This is a genomic window from Streptomyces sp. NPDC059456, from assembly GCF_042750055.1.
GTDB lineage: Bacteria > Actinomycetota > Actinomycetes > Streptomycetales > Streptomycetaceae > Streptomyces.
The window spans coordinates 1-19,932 of the sequence record NZ_JBHYVA010000071.1; the positions used below are offsets into that span (position 1 = coordinate 1).

Genomic DNA, 19,932 nt, shown 5'->3' on the forward strand with positions numbered 1-19,932 from the left:
AGAGCGCGCACGCCACGCGGCCTGAGAAATTTGGTTTGGGGGGGTGTTTTTTTTTTTATCAAGCCGCGGGCCCGGCGCCGCCCCGCGCCCCCCCCCGGCGCCGCCGCGCCGGGGGGGGGGCATCGCCCGTCCCCGGGGCGACAATGGCGCCATGCCCGAAGGAGACAGCATCTGGCGCGCGGCCGCCCGCCTGCACTCGGCCCTGGCCGGACACGAGCTGACCCGCTGCGACCTGCGCGTCCCGCGCTTCGCCACCTCCGACCTCACCGGCCGCACCACCCTGGAGGTCGTCCCGCGCGGCAAACACCTCCTCGCCCGCTTCGAAGGCGGCCTCACCCTCCACACCCACCTCGGCATGGACGGCTCCTGGCGCGTCTTCCCCGCGCACGGTGCCTGGCACGGCGGCCCCGACCACGAGATCCGCGCCGTCCTCGGCACCGCCCGGCACACCGCGGTCGGCTACCGCCTCCCCGTCGTCGAACTGCTGCGCACCACCGACGAGGGCCGCGCCGTCGGCCACCTGGGCCCCGACCTCCTCGGCCCGGACTGGGACGCCGAACGGGCCGCCGCCAACCTCCTCGCCACCCCCGGCCGCCCCCTCGGCGAGGCCCTCCTCGACCAGCGCAACCTCGCCGGCATCGGCAACATCTTCAAGAGCGAGCTCTGCTACCTGGCCCAGGTCACCCCCTGGACCCCGGTCGGCGACCTCCCCGACCCCGCCACCACCGCCGTCCGCCTGGCCGCAGCCGCCCACCGCCTCCTGCGCGCCAACACCGGCGACAGCGGGACCCGCAACACCACCGGCGTCCGCCGCCGCGGCCAGGAGCTGTTCGTGTACGGCCGCGCCCACCGCCCCTGCCTGCGCTGCGGCACCCCGGTCCGCGAGGCCCCCCAGGACGACCGTCCCACGTACTGGTGCCCCCGCTGCCAATCAGGCCCGACACCATAGTTGACGCTCCGTCAGATCTGGTCGTACGGTCCCGGCATGCCCACACCCAGAGCCGCGTACGACCTCACCGGCAAGGCCGCCCTGATCACCGGCGCCGCGAGCGGCATAGGCCGTGCCACCGCCGTCCTCCTCGCCGGGGCGGGCGCCGCCGTGCACTGCGCCGACCGCGACGAGCACGGTCTCGCCGAGACCGCCGAGCTCGTCGCCAAGGCCGGCGGATCCGCCACCCTCCACCCCCTCGACGTCACCGACCGCGCCGCCCTGCGCTGCGCCGTCGCGGCCGCCGGACCCCTCGACATCACCGCGGCCATCGCCGGGATCATGCACACCAGCAGCGTCCTGGAGACCGACGACGAGGACCTCGACCGGGTCCTGGAGATCAACTTCAAGGGGGTCCTGCGCACCTGCCAGGAGGCCGCGCGGGCCATGATCGCGGCCCGCCGACCCGGGTCGATCATCACCATGGCCTCCGGCGCCGTGGACGCCGCCCAGCCAGGCCTGCTCTGCTACAGCGCCGCCAAGGCCGCCGTCGTCCAGCTCACCAAGACCCTCGCCACCGAGGCCGGCCCCCACGGCATCCGCGTCAACGCCGTCGCCCCGGGCTGGATCCGCACCCCCATGACCGGCCGGCACGACCCCGAGGTCCAGGAACAGACCGAGGCCGCGATGGTCCGGATGTCCCCCCTGCGCCGGGTCGGCGAACCCGAGGACATCGCCCAGGCCGTGCTCTACCTCGCCTCGGACGCCTCGTCCTTCATGACGGGCCAGATCCTCCGCCCGAACGGCGGAGTGTCGATGCCCTGGTGACGGCCGCACCGGCCGCCGGTTCCCGGGCCGCCGCCGCCCCGTCGGGCACTTCCGGCGCCTCGGTCAGCGCCGCGCGCCGGGCCCTGCGTACGGGCCCCTGCGCACAGTGCACCGGAAGCAGCCCCAGCCCCCAGCCGCCCACGGCCACCGCGCCCTCGACCGGCCCGGCCTCGCCCGGCACCCACGCGAGCCGCAGCACCGCCCACCACCACAGCACGCCCAGCACCAGCGCGAACGGCACCACCGGGGGTATGCGTCGTAACGGCCGCACGGCTGCCTCCCGGGATCAGGGCCGCGATCCGGACTCGTCCCATCCTCCCGTAAGCCCCCGGGCCGCGCACCCAGAACGGCGGCCGAACGGCACGGAGCCCCGGCCGGTGCATCACGCACCGGCCGGGGCTCCGGCCACGCTCATTTCTTCACAGCACGCGCATCGGGCTCACGCGGCCACGACATTCACCGCTTCCGCAGGCGCCTTGATGGTCACCCGCTCCGGACCGCCCGCGACCGAAGTCACGGAGACCGAATTGAGCATCGGGCGGACCGGCACCGTCACCGGTTCACTTGCCGCGGCCGACTGCGCCAGCTCGGCCAGCGACAGCTCGTCGCTGACTTCGCGCATCAGCTCGGACATCCGTACGTCCAACGCGTCGCAGATCGCGGAGAGCAGCTCGGAGGATGCCTCCTTCTGCCCCCGCTCCACCTCGGAGAGATAGCCGAGAGAAACTCGGGCGGACGAGGAGACTTCGCGCAGAGTACGGCCCTGGCGCTGGCGCTGCCGACGCAGCACGTCACCCAGCAGGCGACGGAGCAGAATCATCGGTGGCTCCCTCCTCTGACCGTGTAGCCGCATCCTTCACGCCCCACCGTACCGCCTCGCGCCGCGGCCGTGCGGGGAGCTATGTCGTGTTCACTCAGGGCTGCAAACATCAAATCCCCCCGTTCTGTTCCGTATCCTGCCCCCGCGCATTCTCGCGCAGTTCGCTCAAGAGCAGTTCGAGCACTGTCCGTGCACTCTCCCTACGGATTTCCGTACGGGAGCCGTTCAACCTCAGCGGGACGGTTTTCCTGCCCGCCGGACCCGCAACGGCGATGAAAACGGTGCCCACCGGCTGCCCGTCCTGAGGGTCCGGACCGGCCACCCCGGTGGTCGCGATCCCCCACGATGCCCCCAGCACGCGCCGTACGCCGGCCGCCATGTCGGCCGCGACCTGGGCGTTCACCGCGCCTTCGGCGGCCAGCAGCCCGGCGTCCACCCCCAGGATGCGGTGCTTGAGCTCCGTGGCGTACGCCGTGACCGAACCGCGGAAGGACCGGGAGGCCCCGGCGACGCCCGTGATCTCCGCGGCCACCATCCCGCCCGTCAGCGACTCCGCGACCGCGAGGGTCTGGTCACTCTCCGCGAGGAGGCGCAGCGCCTCCGCGACGACCGCGGTGGTGTCCCCGGTCCCCGCGGCGGCTTCCGCGGCGCCCGAAGACGCCCCACCGGCCACCGCGGATTCCCCCACCGCGTCTGTCACCTTGCGGCCTGCTCCGCGGCCAGGCCCTTGCGCCGGAGCACCACGGCCTGGCGGATGTAATCCAAACCGGTGACCACGGTCAGCACGACGGCGACCGCCATCACCCAGAAGCGCATCGTCGCCAGCGGCCCGGTCAGCGCGAGCACGTACATGCCCACCGCCGTGCCCTGGGCCAGCGTCTTCATCTTGCCGCCGCGGCTGGCGGGAATCACTCCGTACCTGATGACCCAGAAACGCATGAGCGTGATCCCGAGTTCCCGCCCGAGGATCACCCCGGTCACCCACCAGGGCAGGTCGCCCAGCCAGGAGAGACAGACCAATGCCGACCCCATGATCGCCTTGTCGGCGATGGGGTCGGCGATCTTCCCGAAGTCCGTGACCAGGTTGTACGTACGGGCCAGGTGCCCGTCGAAGATGTCCGTGATCATGGCGACGGCGAACGCCGCCCACGCCAGCGCCCGCCACACGGGGTCGTACCCGCCGTCGGCGAGGAGGAGCAACACGAATCCCGGCACCAGGACGAGCCGGATCATCGTCAGGATGTTGGCGATGTTCCACAGGCTGGCCTGATTGACCGCCGCAGCCCCCAGCTTCGCGCCGGGCACGGGCCGGCGGCCGGTCCCGCCCGCCGCAGATGCCGGGACTCCGGTCATCCGGCCGCCTCCTCGTCGAGGTGCAGGGGCTCGGCCACCAGGTCCACGCCCAGCGTGCCGACCACCTTCGCCGTCACGATGCGGCCGGGCACCAGCCCCGTGCTGTCGGTGAAGACGACCTGGCCGTCGGTCTCGGGGGCCTGGTGCGCGGCGCGACCGTAGGCACCGTCGCCGTCCTCGTCGACCGTTTCCACGGACTCGACGAGCACCTCCAGGGTCTCCCCGATCCGCTCCTCCGCGCGCTGCGAGGTGAGCTCCTCGGCGAGCCGCTGCATGTGCGCCAGCCGCTCGGCGATCGTGTCCTCGTCCAGCTTGTTCTCGTAGGTGACGGCCTCGGTGCCGTCCTCGTCGGAGTAGCCGAAGACGCCGATCGCGTCGAGGCGGGCGTGGGTGAGGAAACGCTCCAGCTCCTTGAAGTCCGACTCCTTCTCGCCGGGGAAGCCGACGATGAAGTTGGACCGGACGCCGGCCTGCGGGGCCTTGGTGCGGATGGTGTCCAGCAGCTCCAGGAACCGGTCGGTGTCGCCGAAGCGGCGCATGGCGCGCAGCACGTCGGGGGCCGAGTGCTGGAAGGACAGGTCGAAGTAGGGCACGACCTTGGGGGTCGAGGTCAGTACGTCGATCAGGCCGGGCCGCATCTCGGCGGGCTGGAGGTAGCTGACGCGGACGCGCTCGATGCCGTCCACCTCGGCCAGCTCGGGCAGCAGGGTCTCCAGCAGGCGGATGTCGCCGAGGTCCTTGCCGTACGAGGTGTTGTTCTCGGAGACCAGCATGATCTCCTTGACGCCCTGCTCGGCCAGCCAGCGGGTCTCGCCCAGCACGTCACTGGGGCGGCGGGAGATGAACGAGCCGCGGAAGGACGGGATGGCGCAGAAGGAGCAGCGGCGGTCGCAGCCGGATGCGAGCTTGACCGAGGCGACGGGGCTCTTGTCCAGGCGGCGGCGCAGCGGGGCGCGCGGCCCGGAGGCGGGGGCCACGCCCTCGGGGAGGTCCGCGGGGGCGGCCTCGGGCTCCTGGGCGTGCCCGGGCAGGGCCACCTCGGCGTCCTGGCGGGCCGCGGGGCTGATCGGCAGCAGCTTGCGCCGGTCACGCGGGGTGTGGGAGGCGTGGATGCCGCCGTTGAGGATGGTCTGGAGGCGGTCGGAGATGTCGGCGTAGTCGTCGAAGCCGAGCACGCCGTCGGCCTCGGGGAGCGCTTCGGCGAGTTCCTTGCCGTAGCGCTCGGCCATACAGCCGACGGCGACGACGGCCTGGGTCTTGCCGTGATCCTTGAGATCGTTGGCTTCCAGGAGGGCGTCTACGGAGTCCTTTTTGGCGGCTTCGACGAAGCCGCAGGTGTTGACGACGGCCACGTCCGCATCGGCGGCGTCCTCGACGAGCTCCCAGCCATCCGCCGCCAAGCGGCCTGCGAGCTCCTCCGAGTCCACCTCGTTACGGGCGCAGCCAAGAGTGACAAGGGCGACGGTACGGCGTTCGGGCATGGACTCAAGACTACTTTGTCCAAACGCCGACCCCTGCCCCAAGTCCCGGTAAACCAAGATCCCCAGGGTGCGGCGCAGCACCCCGGGGACCCGGAATCAAGCATTCAGGGCTGTGTCAGCCCGCCTGGGCCGGTCCCTGGCGGGGATCGTCCTTGGTGTATGTGAGGCGTTCCACCTGACCCGGCTGGAAATCGTCCTTGATCTCCTTGCCGTTCACGAAGAGCTTCACGACCCCGGCGTCACCGAGGACGAGGTCGATGGATTCCTTGTCCGTGAAGGTCTTGGACTGGCCGGGGGTCAGCGTCCCGTCGAACAGCAGCCGGCCGCTGTGGTCCTTCGCGGAGACCCAGCTCTCGCCCTCGTTGGCCGTCAGGACGACCGTGACGAGGTCCTTGGGCGCGGCGGCGATCGCACTGTCCGAGGGCTCCGGCGTGGGCGCCTTCGGGGTCTGCGGGGCCTGCGGGGGCTGGGCGGCCGGCTTGCCGGCCGACTGCTTGGGCGCGGCCTGCGGGGCGGAGCCTTCCGCCACCGGCCGCTTGTCCTTCACGTCGCCGCCGCCGAACGCGGTGAAGCCCACGAAGCCGATCACGGCGACGATGGCGGCCACCATGGCCGCGGTCCAGTTGGGCCGCTGCCGCTCGGGGCGGATCCGTTCCGCTTCGAACATGGGCGCGGCGGGTGTGGGCGCCGGCCGGCCGCCGTGGGCCGCGTCGTACGCGTCGACCAGGGGTTCCGGATCGATGTGCACGGCGCGGGCGAGCGTACGGATGTGACCGCGGGCGTAGACGTCGCCGCCGCACCGCGTGAAGTCGTCGGTTTCGATCGCGTGCACGATCGGGATGCGCACGCGGGTGGTGGAGCTGACCTCGTCGACGGTGAGCCCGGCGGCGATCCGGGCCGTCTTGAGGGCCGTCCCGATGGACGGTCCTTCGACGGGGGGTTCGATGATGCGGTCCTCGGACCGGTCGTCGGTCGAAGGCCGCTCGTCTTCGGGAGAGTTGGACTTGCCGATGGACACGAGGGCGCCTTTCGAGCGTGTAGCCACCTGCTGGATTCCCAGTCTAGGGGGGTGACGAAAGGGGGGAGCAACCGGAGGGTGGACTTCCTACGCCATCCGAATGGCGAGCGGTCGTCCGGGGCGGTGCAGCGGTCCGGCGCAGCGCGCGGAGCCGCCGTCTCCCTCAACTAGACGCGGGCCCCGGGGAAACGGTTGCCCGCCGAATGACCGCCGATCCGGGCATCCGCGGGGCGCCCGCGGGCCGGCGTTTTCCGCTACGGCCCGTCCTCCCCGCGGATGACGGCGAGGACCCCGTCCAGCTCGTCCGCCTTCACCAGGACGTCGCGCGCCTTCGAACCCTCGCTCGGGCCGACGATGCCCCGCGACTCCATGAGGTCCATGAGCCGGCCGGCCTTGGCGAAGCCCACCCTGAGCTTGCGCTGGAGCATCGAGGTCGACCCGAACTGGGTGGAGACCACCAGTTCGGCCGCCTGGCACAGCAGGTCCAGGTCGTCGCCGATCTCCTCGTCGATCTCCTTCTTCTGCTTCTGCCCGACGGTGACGTCGTCCCGGAAGACCGGGGCCATCTGGTCCTTGCAGTGCTGGACGATCCCGGCGATCTCGTCCTCGGTGACGAACGCGCCCTGGAGGCGGACCGGCTTGTTGGCGCCCATCGGCAGGAAGAGTCCGTCGCCCTTGCCGATCAGCTTCTCGGCGCCCGGCTGGTCGAGGATGACCCGGCTGTCGGCGAGCGAGGAGGTGGCGAACGCGAGCCGCGAGGGCACGTTCGCCTTGATCAGGCCGGTCACGACGTCCACCGAGGGCCGCTGGGTGGCGAGCACCAGGTGGATGCCGGCCGCGCGGGCCAGCTGGGTGATCCGGACGATCGAGTCCTCGACGTCGCGCGGGGCCACCATCATCAGGTCGGCGAGCTCGTCGACGATCACCAGCAGGTACGGGTACGGGCTGAGCTCCCGCTCGCTGCCCGGCGGCAGTTTGATCTTGCCGTCCCGGATGGCCCGGTTGAAGTCGTCGATGTGCCGGTAGCCGAAGGCGGCCAGGTCGTCGTAGCGCAGGTCCATCTCGCGCACGACCCACTGGAGCGCCTCGGCGGCCCGCTTGGGGTTGGTGATGATCGGCGTGATCAGGTGCGGGATGCCCTCGTACGCCGTCAGCTCCACCCGTTTGGGGTCGACGAGCACCATCCGGACGTCCTCCGGGGTGGCCCGGACCATGATCGAGGTGATCAGGCAGTTGATGCAGGAGGACTTTCCGGAACCGGTGGCGCCGGCGACGAGCACGTGCGGCATCTTCGCGAGGTTGGCCATGACGTAGCCGCCCTCGACGTCCTTGCCGAGCGCCACCAGCATCGGGTGGTCGTCCTCGGCCGCGTCCGCCAGCCGGAGCACGTCGCCCAGGTTGACCATCTCGCGGTCGGTGTTCGGGATCTCGATGCCGACCGCGGACTTGCCCGGGATCGGGCTGATGATCCGGACGTCCGGCGAGGCCACGGCGTACGCGATGTTCTTGGTGAGCGCGGTGATCCGCTCGACCTTGACCGCGGCGCCCAGCGTGACCTCGTACCGGGTGACCGTCGGCCCCCGGGTGAAGCCGGTGACGTCCGCGTCGACCTTGAACTCGGTGAACACGTTGCGCAGCGAGGCGACGACCGCGTCGTTGGCGGCGCTGCGGGTCTTGCCGGGCCCGCCCTTCTCCAGCAGGTCGAGGGAGGGCAGGGCGTACGTGATGTCCCCGCGCAGCTGGAGCTGCTCGGCGCGGGGCGGCAGCGGCTGGGCCGCCGGAGGGGCCTTGGTGAGGTCCGGCACCGACAGGGTCCCGGAAGCCGCGGCGGTGGTGTCGTGCGGCGGCTCGGTCCGATCCGGCCCGGCGGGCTCGGGCCGCCCCACGGGCTCGGACCGCTCCACCCGCGCGGGCGGCACCGCGGCGGTGGCCTCCACGCCGTCGGACTTCGGGGAGATGCCGTGCGTGAGGTCGGCGACCACCGGGGAGGGCGGCATCCCGCCCAGCACCACACCGTCCAGCGCGGCGGCGGCCGCCGCGGCCACGTCGACGGCGTCCATCTCCCGGTCGAGGGCCGGCCGGGCGGTGCTCCGGCGCGGGCGCCGCCGCCGGGCGAGCGCCTGCTCCTCGGCGGCGTCGGCGGAATCCGCGTCCGCCGGCCCGCCGGGACCGCCCTGCCCGCCGGCACCCGAACGGGCCCGCCACTGCTCGGGGTCGTGCCGCCCGGCGGCGTCCTCCCCGAACCCCTCGTCGTACTCGTTCGGGGCGATGATGCCGAGCCGGATGCCGAGCCGCCGCAGCCGTTGCGGGATCGCGTTGACCGGGGTCGCGGTGACCACCAGCAGCCCGAACACCGTGAGCAGCACCAGCATCGGCACGGCCAGCGGCGCGCCCATGGTGAAGATCAGCGGCTTGGAGGCGGCCCAGCCGATCAGCCCGCCCGCGTTCTGCATGGCGGTGGTGCCCTCGTCGCGGCCGGGCGCCCCGCAGGCGATGTGCACGAGGCCGAGCACCCCGACGGCGAGCGCGGAAAGTCCGACGCCGATCCGGCCGTTGGCTTCGGGCTGCTCGGGATGGCGGATGAAACGTACCGCCATGACGCCGAGCAGGATCGGCACGAGCAGATCCAGTCGCCCGAAGGCGCCGGTGACCAGCATCGTGACCAGATCCCCGACGGGACCGCTCAGGTTCGACCAGGTACCGGCGGCGACGATCAGCGCGAGGGCGAGGAGCAGCAGGGCGACGCCGTCCTTGCGGTGGGCGGGGTCGAGGTTCTTGGCCCCCTGGCCGATCCCGCGGAAGACCGCACCGACCGCGTGCGCGCAGCCCAGCCACACGGCGCGCACCAGCCGCAGCACGCCCCCGGTCGGGGACGGTGCGGGCTTGGGCGCAACCTTCTTGGCGGGGGCGCGCCGGGGCGCAGCGGCCTTCTTGGCGGCGGGCTTGCGGGCGGGGGCCGCCTTCTTCGCCGGCGCCGTCGTCCGGCCGGTGCGGCCCTTCGCGGTGCCCGCCGTGCTCTGGGAACCCTTGCCGGACGTACGTGAGGCCATGGGGCCGAGGTTACCGGTGCGCGCGCCGGTGGACACGCGTGCCCACCCCTTCACCCGTTCGTGTCGCGTGCCGCATCAGCGCTTTGACGGTCCGCCAGACCCGGGCGCCGGCCTGAGCGCCGACCCGGCACCCGCCCGGACGGCCCGCCGGGAAACCCGTGTGCGCCGTGTGCGCCGTGCGCGGTGTTCAGCGCCGCGGTCGGCTCTGCGTTCAGCGCCGCGGTCGGCCCTGCGCGGGCAGCTCTGCGTTCAGCTCTGCGCGGGCAGTACCGGTGCTCCCCCGCCGGCCCCGGGCTCCAGCGCGTCGAGCGCCCGCCGCAGTCCGGTGAGTTTGCGCTCCAGGTGGGCCGCGGTCGCCACGACCGGCGCGTCGGCCGACTCCTCGCCGAGCTGCTTGGTCAGCGCCTCGGCCTGCTCCTCGACCGCCGCGAGCCGCGCGGAGAGCTCGGCCAGCAGCCCGGCCGTGTCCTTGCTGCCGTCGCCGTTGGAACCGCCGCCCTCCAGCTGGAGCCGCAGCAGCGCCGCCTGCTCCCGCAGCTGGCAGTTCTTCGTGTACAGCTCCACGAACACCGAGACCTTGGCCCGCAGCACCCACGGGTCGAAGGGCTTGGAGATGTAGTCCACCGCACCGGCGGCGTAGCCGCGGAACGTGTGGTGCGGACCGTGGTTGATCGCGGTGAGGAAGATGATCGGGATGTCCCGGGTCCGCTCGCGCCGCTTGATGTGCGCGGCGGTCTCGAACCCGTCCATCCCGGGCATCTGCACATCCAGCAGGATGACCGCGAAATCGTCCGTCAGCAGCGCCTTGAGCGCTTCCTCCCCCGACGACGCCCGGACCAGTGTCTGATCGAGCGCGGAGAGGATGGCCTCCAGCGCCAGCAGATTCTCCGGCCGGTCGTCGACCAGGAGGATCTTGGCTTTCTGCACCATGCCCTGTCCTCCTCGCCCCGGCGTGGGGCCTCCCCGGCTCCTGGCACCGGCCTGTACGCCGGGCCCCGCCCCAGAAGAGGACGGCATCCTTGCGCCGTCCGTCCTTGTGCCGGTCATCGTAGCCCCAGTCCCGAGATCGCCACACCCTGTCACCAAGATGTCACTGTGCACGAAGCAGAAACGGTGTGGGGGAGCAGAAGGTTCCCCGCTTCCCGCCCTTCCACACCGCTTTCGCCACAGTCAGTCAGCAATTGGTATCAGAGCGCTCGCCCGTCGATCACTTGCCCCGCATCCACTGTTCCATGACCGACAGCAGGTAATCCGGGTCGACCGGCTTGGTGACGTAGTCGGACGCTCCGGAATCGATCGCCTTCTCCCGGTCGCCCTTCATCGCCTTGGCCGTCAGCGCGATGATCGGCAGGCCGGCGAACTGCGGCATCCGCCGGATCGCCGAGGTCGTCGCGTACCCGTCCATCTCGGGCATCATGATGTCCATCAGCACGACGGTCACGTCGTCGTGCTGCTCCAGGACCTCGATGCCCTCCCGGCCGTTCTCCGCGTACAGCACCGCCAGCCCGTGCTGCTCCAGCACGCTCGTCAGCGCGAACACGTTGCGGACGTCGTCGTCGACGATGAGCACCTTCTCACCGTGGAAGTCGTACGTCCGGGGCACCACCGGAAGTTCCTGCTCCGGGTTGGCCCAACCGTCCTCGGGCCCCTGTACGTTCGGCTGTCCCGGCACCGCCGTACGCGGCTCCAGATCGCTCAGCGCCTTGCGCCGCCGCCGGAACAGCGCGGCGCCGCCCTGCCCCTGACCGACCGGCTCACCGGCCGGCAGCCCGGGCCGCACGTGCTGCGGCTGCGCCTGCGGTACGGGGACGGGCGCCACCGGGGCCGCCGGCAGCGCGGGCCGCGCCCCCTCCGCCTGCCTGCGGTACACCTCGCCGCGCGCACCGCCCGGCGTGGGCGGCGCGTACCCCTGCGGCGGCAACTCGCTCGGGTGCAGCGGCAGGTACAGCGTGAACGTGGACCCGCGGCCGGGCTCGCTCGCCGCATGGATCTCGCCGCCCAGCAGCCGGGCGATCTCCCGGCTGATGGACAGCCCGAGCCCGGTGCCGCCGTACTTCCTGCTGGTCGTCCCGTCGGCCTGCTTGAACGCCTCGAAGATCACCAGCATCTTGCTCGCCGCGATCCCGATGCCGGTGTCCGTCACCGAGAAGGCGATCAGGTCCGCGTCCGCCTCCCGCAGCGAACCGGCCTCCAGCAGCTGCTCCCGGATCGCCGTCGGCACGTCCGAACCGGCCGGCCGGATCACCAGCTCCACCGCCCCGGTGTCGGTGAACTTCACCGCGTTCGACAGCAGGTTGCGCAGCACCTGGAGCAGCCGCTGCTCGTCCGTGTGCAGCGTCGCCGGAAGTTCCGGGGAGACCCGCACCGAGAAGTCCAGGCCCTTCTCCGCGGTCAGCGGCCGGAACGTCGCCTCCACGTAGTCCACCAGCTGCACGAGCGCGATCCGGGTCGGCGAGACGTCCATCTTCCCGGCCTCGACCTTCGACAGGTCCAGGATGTCGTTGATCAGCTGGAGCAGGTCCGAACCCGCCCCGTGGATGGTCTCGGCGAACTCCACCTGCTTCGGGGACAGGTTCTCGTCCGCGTTGTCGGCGAGCAGCTTCGCCAGGATCAGCAGCGAGTTCAGCGGCGTGCGCAGTTCGTGCGACATGTTCGCCAGGAACTCCGACTTGTAGCGCATCGAGACCGCGAGCTGCTCGGCACGCTCCTCCAGGACCTGCCGGGCCTCCTCGATCTCGGTGTTCTTCACCTCGATGTCCCGGTTCTGCTGGGCCAGCAGCTCCGCCTTCTCCTCCAGTTCGGCGTTGGCGGCCTGCAGCGCCTTCTGCCGGTTCTCCAGCTCGTCGGAGCGCTCGCGCAGCTGCTCGGTCATCTCCTGCGACTGCTTGAGCAGCATCTCCGTCTTGGAGTTGACGCTGATCGTGTTGACGCTCGTACCGATCATCTCGGCGATCTGGCTCAGGAAGTCCTTCTGGATCTGCGTGAAGGGCTGGAAGGACGCCAGCTCGATGACGCCGAGCACCTTCCCCTCGAACAGCACCGGCAGCACGATCACGTGCGCCGGCGGCGCCTCGCCGAGCCCCGAGGAGATCTTCAGGTAACCGGGCGGGGTGTTCTCGACGAGGATCGTCCGCTTCTCCTCCGCGACGGTCCCGATCAGCCCCTCCCCCGGCCGGAAGGACATGGGCATCTGACCGCCCGCGTACGCGTAACTCCCGCGCATCCGCAGCTCGTACGAGCCGTCCGGGCCGCCCTCCGCCCCGATCTCGGTGCTCCCGCCGGTCGGCAGCACCAGGAAGAACGCACCGTGCTGCGCCGAGACCACCGGGGTCAGCTCGCTCATGATGAGCGAGGCCACGTCGTCCAGTTCGCGGCGGCCCTGCATCAGGGCGGAGATCCGGGCGAGGTTGCCCTTCAGCCAGTCCTGCTCCTTGTTGGCCAAGGTGGTGTCGCGCAGGTTGGCGATCATCGTGTTGATGTTGTCCTGCAGGACCTGGATCTCGCCCGCCGCGTCCACGTCGATCTTCAGGTTGAGGTCGCCGCGGGTCACCGCGGTGGCCACGGCCGCGATCGCGCGCACCTGCCGGGTGAGGTTGCCGGCCATCTCGTTCACGGACTCCGTGAGGTCGCGCCAGGTGCCGTCCACGTCCCGCACCCGCGCCTGACCGCCCAGGATGCCCTCGGTGCCCACCTCGCGGGCCACCCGGGTCACCTGGTCGGCGAACGAGGACAGCTGGTCGACCATCGTGTTGATGGTGGTCTTGAGCTCCAGGATCTCGCCGCGCGCATCGATGTCGATCTTCTTGGTCATGTCGCCCTTGGCGATGGCGGTCGTGACCATGGCGATCTGCCGCACCTGACCGGTGAGGTTGGAGGCCATGAAGTTCACCGAATCGGTGAGGTCCTTCCACGTCCCGGACACACCCGGCACGTGCGCCTGGCCCCCGAGCCGGCCCTCCGTACCCACCTCGCGGGCCACGCGCGTGACCTCGTCCGCGAACGAGGACAGGGTCTTGACCATCGTGTTGACCGTGTCGGCGAGCTGCGCGACCTCGCCCCGGGCCTCCACCGTGACCTTCTTCGTCAGATCACCGTTGGCGACCGCCGCCGAGACCTGCGAGATGTTGCGCACCTGCGACGTCAGGTTGTTGGCCATCAGGTTGACGTTGTCGGTGAGGTCCTTCCAGATGCCCGTCACCCCGCGCACCCGGGCCTGGCCGCCGAGGATGCCCTCGGAACCCACCTCGCGGGCGACCCGGGTCACCTGCTCCGCGAACGAGGACAGCTGGTCGACCATCGTGTTGACGGTCGTGACGAGTTCGAGGATCTCGCCCTTGGCGTCCACGGTGATCTTCTTGGAGAGGTCGCCCATCGCGACCGCCGTCGTCACCTCGGCGATGTTGCGCACCTGCGAGGTCAGGTTGTTCGCCATGAAGTTGACGGACTGCGTGAGGTCCTTCCAGGTGCCCGAGACGCCCTTCACCTCGGCCTGACCGCCCAGGATGCCCTCGGTGCCCACCTCACGGGCCACCCGGGTCACCTGTTCCGCGAAGTTCGAGAGCTGGTCCACCATCGTGTTGAGGGTGTTCTTCAGCTCCAGGATCTCGCCGCGCGCATCCACGTCGATCTTCTGCGACAGGTCACCGCGGGCCACTGCCGTCGCCACCTGCGCGATGTTGCGCACCTGCGAGGTCAGGTTCCCGGCCATGCCGTTCACCGAGTCCGTGAGGTCGCGCCACACGCCGGCCACCCCGGGCACCTGCGCCTGGCCTCCCAGGCGGCCCTCCGTACCCACGTCCCGGGCCACCCGGGTCACCTGCTCCGCGAACGCCGAGAGCTGGTCCACCATCGTGTTGATGGTGTTCTTCAGCTCCAGGATCTCGCCGCGCGCATCCACGTCGATCTTCTGGGAGAGGTCGCCGCGGGCCACCGCCGTGGTCACCTGGGCGATCTGCCGCACCTGGGAGGTCAGGTTGCCGGCCATGAAGTTGACGGAGTCCGTGAGCTCCTTCCACGTCCCCGACACCCCCTCGACGCGCGCCTGACCGCCGAGGCGGCCCTCCGTACCCACGTCCCGCGCCATCCGCGTGACCTGGTCGGCGAAGCTCGACAGCTGGTCCACCATCGTGTTCACGGTGTTCTTCAGCTGGAGCATCTCGCCCGAGACGTCCACGGTGACCTTCTGCGACAGATCGCCGTTGGCCACCGCCGTCGTCACCTGCGCGATGTTGCGGACCTGGCCGGTGAGGTTGCGGAAGGCCGTGTTCACCGAATCGGTGAGGTCCTTCCACGTCCCCGCCGCACCCGGCACCTGCGCCTGACCGCCCAGCTCACCCTCGACGCCGACCTCACGGGCCACCCGCGTCACTTCCGCACCGAAGGACTGGAGCTGGTCCACCATCGTGTTGACGGTGTTCTTCAGCTCCAGCATCTCGCCGGCCACGTCCACCGTGACCTTCTGCGACAGATCGCCGTTGGCCACCGCCGTCGTCACCTGCGCGATGTCCCGCACCTGCGTGGTGAGGTTGCGGAAGACCGTGTTCACCGAATCGGTGAGGTCCTTCCACGTCCCCGCCGCACCCGGCACCTGCGCCTGACCGCCCAGCAGACCCTTCGCCCCGACCTCGCTGGCCACCCGCGTGACCTCGTCCGCGAAGGTGCGCAGGGTCTCCGTCATCTGATTGATCGTTTCGGCCAGCTGCGCCACCTCGCCGCGCGCGCTGACCCGTACCTTCTGCGACAGATCACCATTGGCGACGGCCGTCGTGACCTGCGCGATCCCCCGCACCTGGGCCGTCAGGTTGCCCGCCATCGTGTTGACGGAGTCGGTCAGGTCCTTCCACACGCCCGCGACGCCGGGCACCTTCGCCTGACCGCCCAGCTCACCCTCCGTGCCCACCTCACGGGCCACGCGGGTCACCTCGGAGGAGAACGACGACAGCTGGTCCACCATCGTGTTCACGGTGTTCTTCAGCTGGAGCATCTCGCCGGCCACGTGCACCGTGACCTTGCGCGACAGATCGCCCTTCGCCACCGCCGTCGTGACGAGGGCGATGTCACGCACCTGGGCGGTGAGCCGGTACGCCATCGTGTTGACGGAGTCGGTCAGGTCCTTCCAAGAACCCGACATTCCGCGCACTTGGGCCTGCCCGCCGAGCTTGCCCTCGGTACCGACCTCCAGCGCCACGCGCGTCACCTCGTCGGTGAACGCGGACAGCTGGTCGACCAGGTTGTTGACCGTGCGCCCGACCTTCAGGAACTCACCGCGCAGCGGATGCCCCACCCCGTCCGGGCTCTGCGTCCGCAGGTCCATCCGCTGGTCCAGATCACCCTCGGCGACCGCCGACAGCACCCGGCCCACTTCGGACACCGGCCGCGCAAGATCGTCCACCAGCTGGTTCGAGGCGTCGATCGCGGCCGCCCAGGAGCCCTCGCAGGCACCTGTTTCCAGCCGTTCGCTCAGCTTCCCCTCGCGGCCCACCATCCGCCGCACCCGCGAGAGCTCACCGGTCAGATGGAGGTTACGGTCGGCGACCTCGTTGTAGACGGCGGCGATCTCCGCCATCACGCCCTCGCCGGACACCGTCAGCCGCTTGCGGAAATTCCCGTCCCGCATCGACACCAGGGCCGTGAGCAGCCGGTTCAGGGCGGCGGTATCGACTTCCGTCGTGCCGTTCCGGCGGGACCTCCCGCCTTTCGGGCGCGTTCCCGTACGCCGCACCGCTGCGCCAGACTCCACCGTGTCCCTCCCGAAAGGGTCGACCGCTGTTCCACCGAACCCGGCGAGTCGCACGCCCGGCTGTCCCATCCTGCCCAGTGTTTCACCCTGGCCGAACCCGGCCATAACACTTCGGCACCATCGCACACCGGCCGCACCCTGCGAGTGGAATCCCGGACGACGGCACCAAGCCGACCGCGAAGGTAAGTAACCTGGCACCCGATGTCCAACCGCGTCGAAGGAGACTCGTGATCACGGCTCGGGCGGCTGCCAGCTTCGACCCCCTCGGGCGCTCGGTCGCCGCGGCCCGCGCGTTCGTCCGCGACACCCTCCAGGGATGGGGCTTCGCGGACATCGTCGACGACGCCGTGGTCCTCACCAGCGAGCTCGTCACCAACGCCGTGGTCCACGCCGGAACCAGGGCCGAGGTCCTGTGCCTGCGCTCCGGGGACGGGGTCCGGGTCGAGATCGCCGACCGGTATCCCGAACGCGAGCTGCCGCTCCAGCACCCCGGCGAGCGCCCGTACGCCGACCCCGACCGGGAGAACGGCCGCGGGCTGATGCTCTGCGCCGCCCTCGCCACCCGTTGGGGAGTCGAGTACACCGCCACCCACAAACACGTGTGGTTCCGGCTCGACCTCCCGGACCGGCCGGTCGGTACCCGCTCCGCCGGCCCCGTCGTCCCCGACCGCCTCCTCCCCCTCGCCGACAGCCGGGTCCGCGTCGCCGTCCTCCAGATCGACGCCTCCGACGCCGTCTCCGCGTGGAACGAGGACGCCGAGCACGTCTTCGGCCACCTCGCCGAGAAGGTCGTCGGCCGCCCGCTCGCCGAACTCGCCGCCTGGCCCCAGACCCCCGGCACGGGCACCGGCATCGCCGAGGCCCTACGCCTGTCCCGCTGGGAGGGCAGCTACGGCATCCGCGGAGCCGACGGCCGCGTGATCCCCGTGTACGCCTCCCACCTGCGGGTCCGCGACGCCCACGGCGAGCCCTCCATCGTCTGCCTGCTGGTCCACGACGACGAGCGGGCCCTGCTCCAGACCCCCGTACGGGTGCCCGCCGCCGACAGCCTCCAGCTCACCGAGCCCCGCCCCGTGGACCCCTTCGAGGTCTTCATCGGCTCCCCCGCCCCCGACGACCTCGACGGACTCCTCCAGCGCACCGTCGAACGCGCCCGCGACATGCTCGACGCCGACTCCGCGTTCCTGCTGCTGGCCACCGACGACGAGACCGAGCTCGAAGTGCGCGCCACCACCGGGCTCCCCTCCACCCGCCAGCGCTTCGCCCGCGTCCCCGTCGAGGCCGGCACCAACCGGTACGGCTCCGCCCGCATGCCCGCCGTCCACGACGACCTCGCCGCCGTCCCCGGAGCCGTCCCGCTCCTGGAGGCCACCGGCATGCGCTCGGTGATCACCGTTCCGCTCAAGGTCGAGGGCCGGCTCACCGGCTCGCTCGGCGTCGCCGCCGAGAACCCGGGCCGCTACTCCAACGCCGAGGCCCTGCGGCTCCAGTTCGCCGCCGACCGCATCGCCCTCGCCGTCGAATCCGCCCGCCTCGGCGAGCTGGAACGGCTGCGCCGCGGCTCCCTGTCCTTCCTCGTCGAGGCCTCCGACCTGCTCGCGGGCACCCTCGACCGGGACCAGACCCTGGCCCTCATGGCCCAGATGACCGTCCCGACGCTGGCCACCTGGTGTGCCGTCTACACCATCGCCGACCAGTCCTCCGACCCGTACCTCTCCTACGTCCTGCACGAGGACGAGGAACGCATCGACGGCCTCAAGGCCCTGCTGTCCCGCGTCAGCCCGCCCGAACCGGTCCGCGAGGCCGGCGCCCGCCCCTGGCCCGAGACGGCGCTGGCGGTCGGCGGGGAGACCGTCGTCCTGCCCCTGCTGGCCCGCAACCGCGTGATCGGCATGCTGACCCTCGGAAAGCCGTCCGAGGAGCACTTCCGCCAGGAGATCCTCGAACTCGCCGAGGACCTCTCCCGCCGGGCCGCCCTCGCCCTGGACAACGCCCGCCTCTACTCCGAGCGCACCGCCATCAGCCGCTCCCTCCAGCGCAGCCTGCTCCCGCCCGGCTCACCCGCGATCCCCGGCATGGAGGTCGAGGTCATCTACCGCGCGGCCGGCGAGGGCAACGAGGTGGGCGGCGACTTCTACGACGTGTTCCCGATCCGGGACGGCGCGTACGGCTTCGCCATCGGCGACGTCTGCGGTACGGGCCCGGAGGCCGCCGCCGTCACCGGTCTCGCCCGGCACGCCCTGCGCCTGCTGGCCCGCGAGGGCCTCGGCGGCCCCGCGGTCCTGGAGCGGCTCAACGCGGCCATCCTCGACGAGGGCGCCCGCAGCCGCTTCCTCACCCTCCTCTACGGAGAGCTCCACCCGCAGCCCGACGGCGGCGCCCTCATGAAGGTCGTGTGCGCCGGGCATCCGCTGCCGCTGCGCCTGCGCCCGGACGGCCGGGTCACCCCGGCCGCGGACCCGCAGCCGCTGCTGGGCGTGATCGACGACCTGGACCTCTACGAGCAGACCCTCACGCTGGACCCGGGCGACGTGCTCCTGTGTGTCACGGACGGTGTGACCGAGCGCCGCGAGGGCACCCGCATGCTCGGCGACGACGGCCTCACGGACGTCCTCACCACCTGCACGGGCCTGACCGCCGGCGCGGTCGCCGCCCGCGTCCTGCGGGCGGTGGAGCGCTTCGCGGCGGAACCCGCCTCGGACGACATGGCGATCCTCGCCTTCCGCGTTCCCCAGCCGCGCGAGGGCGACTAGCCCGGCCCCCGGCGCGGCCGGCGGCTCACGCCGGGGGCGCGGACCTGATGCTGCGGGTGGCGGAACGCAGGGCGAACGCCATCACCACTTCGAAGACGCCGAGCAGGACGAGCCACAGGCCCAGCAGCCGGGTGAGGGCGACCGCGGAGTCGACCGGGAAGCAGAGCACGACGATGCCGGCGACGGTGCCGAGGACGCCCAGGCCGAACAGCAGACCCCGGTGCACGAGGCCCCGGTCGGCGATGGCGACGTAGGCCGTGAGCACTCCGGTCAGCAGCCAGAACACTCCGAGGATCAGGGACAGCGCCCCGATCGTCTGCATGGGATGCCGCAGCACGAGGACACCGGCCAGGAACGCCAGCAGGGCGACGAGGACGCTCGCGAGTCTGCTGCCTCCGTCGCTGCTGTGCGAGAAGGCCGTGACGAACCGGAAGACTCCTGCGACGAGGAGTTGCAGACCGATGATGACGGCCAGGATGTGCAGCGTCTCATCGGGCCATACGAGTACCAGAATGCCCGGGATCAGGGTCGCGAGGGCGAAGCCGAGCGCCCACCGCCACGACGCTCCGACCTGCTTGAGGACGTCTTCCGGGTCGCTCTGCACGTGCTGCGGCGCCGCCGCATCGGGGGGTAGGGACATCACGCCTCCCAGGCCGGCCGGACGGGCCCCACGGGGCACGTCGAACCCGCCGGTCGTACCTTTCATACCCTTTCACCCCACTTTAGCCAGGGGTGGCGCAGTCCGCCAACGCAAAAAGGCCCCCGCCAGATGGCGGGGGCCTTTTCAGTGGAGCCCTTTAACGGAATCGAACCGTTGACCTTCTCCTTACCATGGAGACGCTCTACCGACTGAGCTAAAAGGGCGGGTTGTTCGGCGGCGTCCTACTCTCCCACAGGGTCCCCCCTGCAGTACCATCGGCGCTGAAAGGCTTAGCTTCCGGGTTCGGAATGTAACCGGGCGT

At 71.2% G+C, this 19,932-nt stretch carries 13 protein-coding genes, 1 tRNA gene and 1 rRNA gene; 3 read left to right on the forward strand and 12 right to left on the reverse strand.

The window, feature by feature from the left end; translation table 11 throughout:
* The first annotated feature begins 151 nt into the window (after nucleotides 1-151).
* Together ACFXA3_RS09525 and ACFXA3_RS09530 are read left to right on the forward strand one after the other, a co-directional pair.
* Nucleotides 152-949 (forward strand): Fpg/Nei family DNA glycosylase, encoded by a 798-nt coding sequence (locus ACFXA3_RS09525; protein ID WP_385184251.1) that lies wholly within the window; start codon nucleotides 152-154, stop codon nucleotides 947-949.
* 36 nt (nucleotides 950-985) lie between these two features.
* Nucleotides 986-1,756, forward strand: coding sequence for an SDR family NAD(P)-dependent oxidoreductase (locus ACFXA3_RS09530; RefSeq protein ID WP_385184254.1), 771 nt, complete (start codon nucleotides 986-988; stop codon nucleotides 1,754-1,756).
* Here the strand turns inward: ACFXA3_RS09530 and ACFXA3_RS09535 are convergent.
* From ACFXA3_RS09535 to ACFXA3_RS09575, 9 genes are all read right to left on the reverse strand, one after another.
* On the reverse strand, nucleotides 1,704-2,027 hold the full coding sequence (locus ACFXA3_RS09535; protein ID WP_385184256.1) for a hypothetical protein: 324 nt from the start codon (nucleotides 2,025-2,027) through the stop codon (nucleotides 1,704-1,706). The two genes, ACFXA3_RS09530 and ACFXA3_RS09535, sit on opposite strands and share 53 nt — an antisense overlap.
* A 168-nt stretch (nucleotides 2,028-2,195) precedes the next feature.
* The gene (locus ACFXA3_RS09540; RefSeq protein ID WP_030301503.1) at nucleotides 2,196-2,576 is read right to left on the reverse strand and encodes a helix-turn-helix domain-containing protein; all 381 of its coding nucleotides are present in this window, start codon (nucleotides 2,574-2,576) and stop codon (nucleotides 2,196-2,198) included.
* Nucleotides 2,577-2,685: 109 nt separating this feature from the next.
* Nucleotides 2,686-3,249 (reverse strand): CinA family protein, encoded by a 564-nt coding sequence (locus ACFXA3_RS09545; protein WP_385184277.1) that lies wholly within the window; start codon nucleotides 3,247-3,249, stop codon nucleotides 2,686-2,688.
* Nucleotides 3,250-3,272: 23 nt separating this feature from the next.
* Nucleotides 3,273-3,929, reverse strand: coding sequence for a CDP-diacylglycerol--glycerol-3-phosphate 3-phosphatidyltransferase (pgsA, locus tag ACFXA3_RS09550; protein ID WP_385184259.1), 657 nt, complete (start codon nucleotides 3,927-3,929; stop codon nucleotides 3,273-3,275).
* Nucleotides 3,926-5,410, reverse strand: a complete 1,485-nt coding sequence (rimO, locus tag ACFXA3_RS09555; protein WP_385184262.1) for a 30S ribosomal protein S12 methylthiotransferase RimO — start codon at nucleotides 5,408-5,410, stop codon at nucleotides 3,926-3,928. The genes pgsA and rimO overlap by 4 nt, the downstream gene beginning before the upstream one ends.
* A gap of 115 nt (nucleotides 5,411-5,525) precedes the next feature.
* The gene (locus tag ACFXA3_RS09560) at nucleotides 5,526-6,428 is read right to left on the reverse strand and encodes a helix-turn-helix domain-containing protein (RefSeq protein ID WP_385184264.1); all 903 of its coding nucleotides are present in this window, start codon (nucleotides 6,426-6,428) and stop codon (nucleotides 5,526-5,528) included.
* A gap of 254 nt (nucleotides 6,429-6,682) precedes the next feature.
* On the reverse strand, nucleotides 6,683-9,478 hold the full coding sequence (locus tag ACFXA3_RS09565; RefSeq protein WP_385184267.1) for a DNA translocase FtsK: 2,796 nt from the start codon (nucleotides 9,476-9,478) through the stop codon (nucleotides 6,683-6,685).
* Nucleotides 9,479-9,727: 249 nt separating this feature from the next.
* Nucleotides 9,728-10,408 (reverse strand): two-component system response regulator, encoded by a 681-nt coding sequence (locus ACFXA3_RS09570; protein ID WP_385184270.1) that lies wholly within the window; start codon nucleotides 10,406-10,408, stop codon nucleotides 9,728-9,730.
* Nucleotides 10,409-10,685: 277 nt separating this feature from the next.
* Nucleotides 10,686-16,217: a HAMP domain-containing protein gene (locus ACFXA3_RS09575; RefSeq protein ID WP_385184273.1), complete on the reverse strand. Its 5,532-nt coding sequence runs from the start codon at nucleotides 16,215-16,217 to the stop codon at nucleotides 10,686-10,688.
* Nucleotides 16,218-16,408: 191 nt separating this feature from the next.
* On the opposite strand from ACFXA3_RS09575, the gene ACFXA3_RS09580 reads away from it, so the two are divergent.
* Nucleotides 16,409-18,970: a SpoIIE family protein phosphatase gene (locus ACFXA3_RS09580; RefSeq protein ID WP_385184279.1), complete on the forward strand. Its 2,562-nt coding sequence runs from the start codon at nucleotides 16,409-16,411 to the stop codon at nucleotides 18,968-18,970.
* 25 nt (nucleotides 18,971-18,995) lie between these two features.
* Here ACFXA3_RS09580 and ACFXA3_RS09585 read toward each other — a convergent pair whose 3' ends face one another.
* The 3 genes from ACFXA3_RS09585 to rrf all read right to left on the reverse strand — a co-directional run.
* On the reverse strand, nucleotides 18,996-19,610 hold the full coding sequence (locus ACFXA3_RS09585; protein WP_385184275.1) for an HdeD family acid-resistance protein: 615 nt from the start codon (nucleotides 19,608-19,610) through the stop codon (nucleotides 18,996-18,998).
* A gap of 148 nt (nucleotides 19,611-19,758) precedes the next feature.
* A tRNA-Thr gene (locus ACFXA3_RS09590) sits at nucleotides 19,759-19,834 on the reverse strand.
* A gap of 5 nt (nucleotides 19,835-19,839) precedes the next feature.
* Nucleotides 19,840-19,932: ribosomal RNA gene (gene rrf / locus ACFXA3_RS09595) — 5S ribosomal RNA — on the reverse strand; the annotation flags it as partial.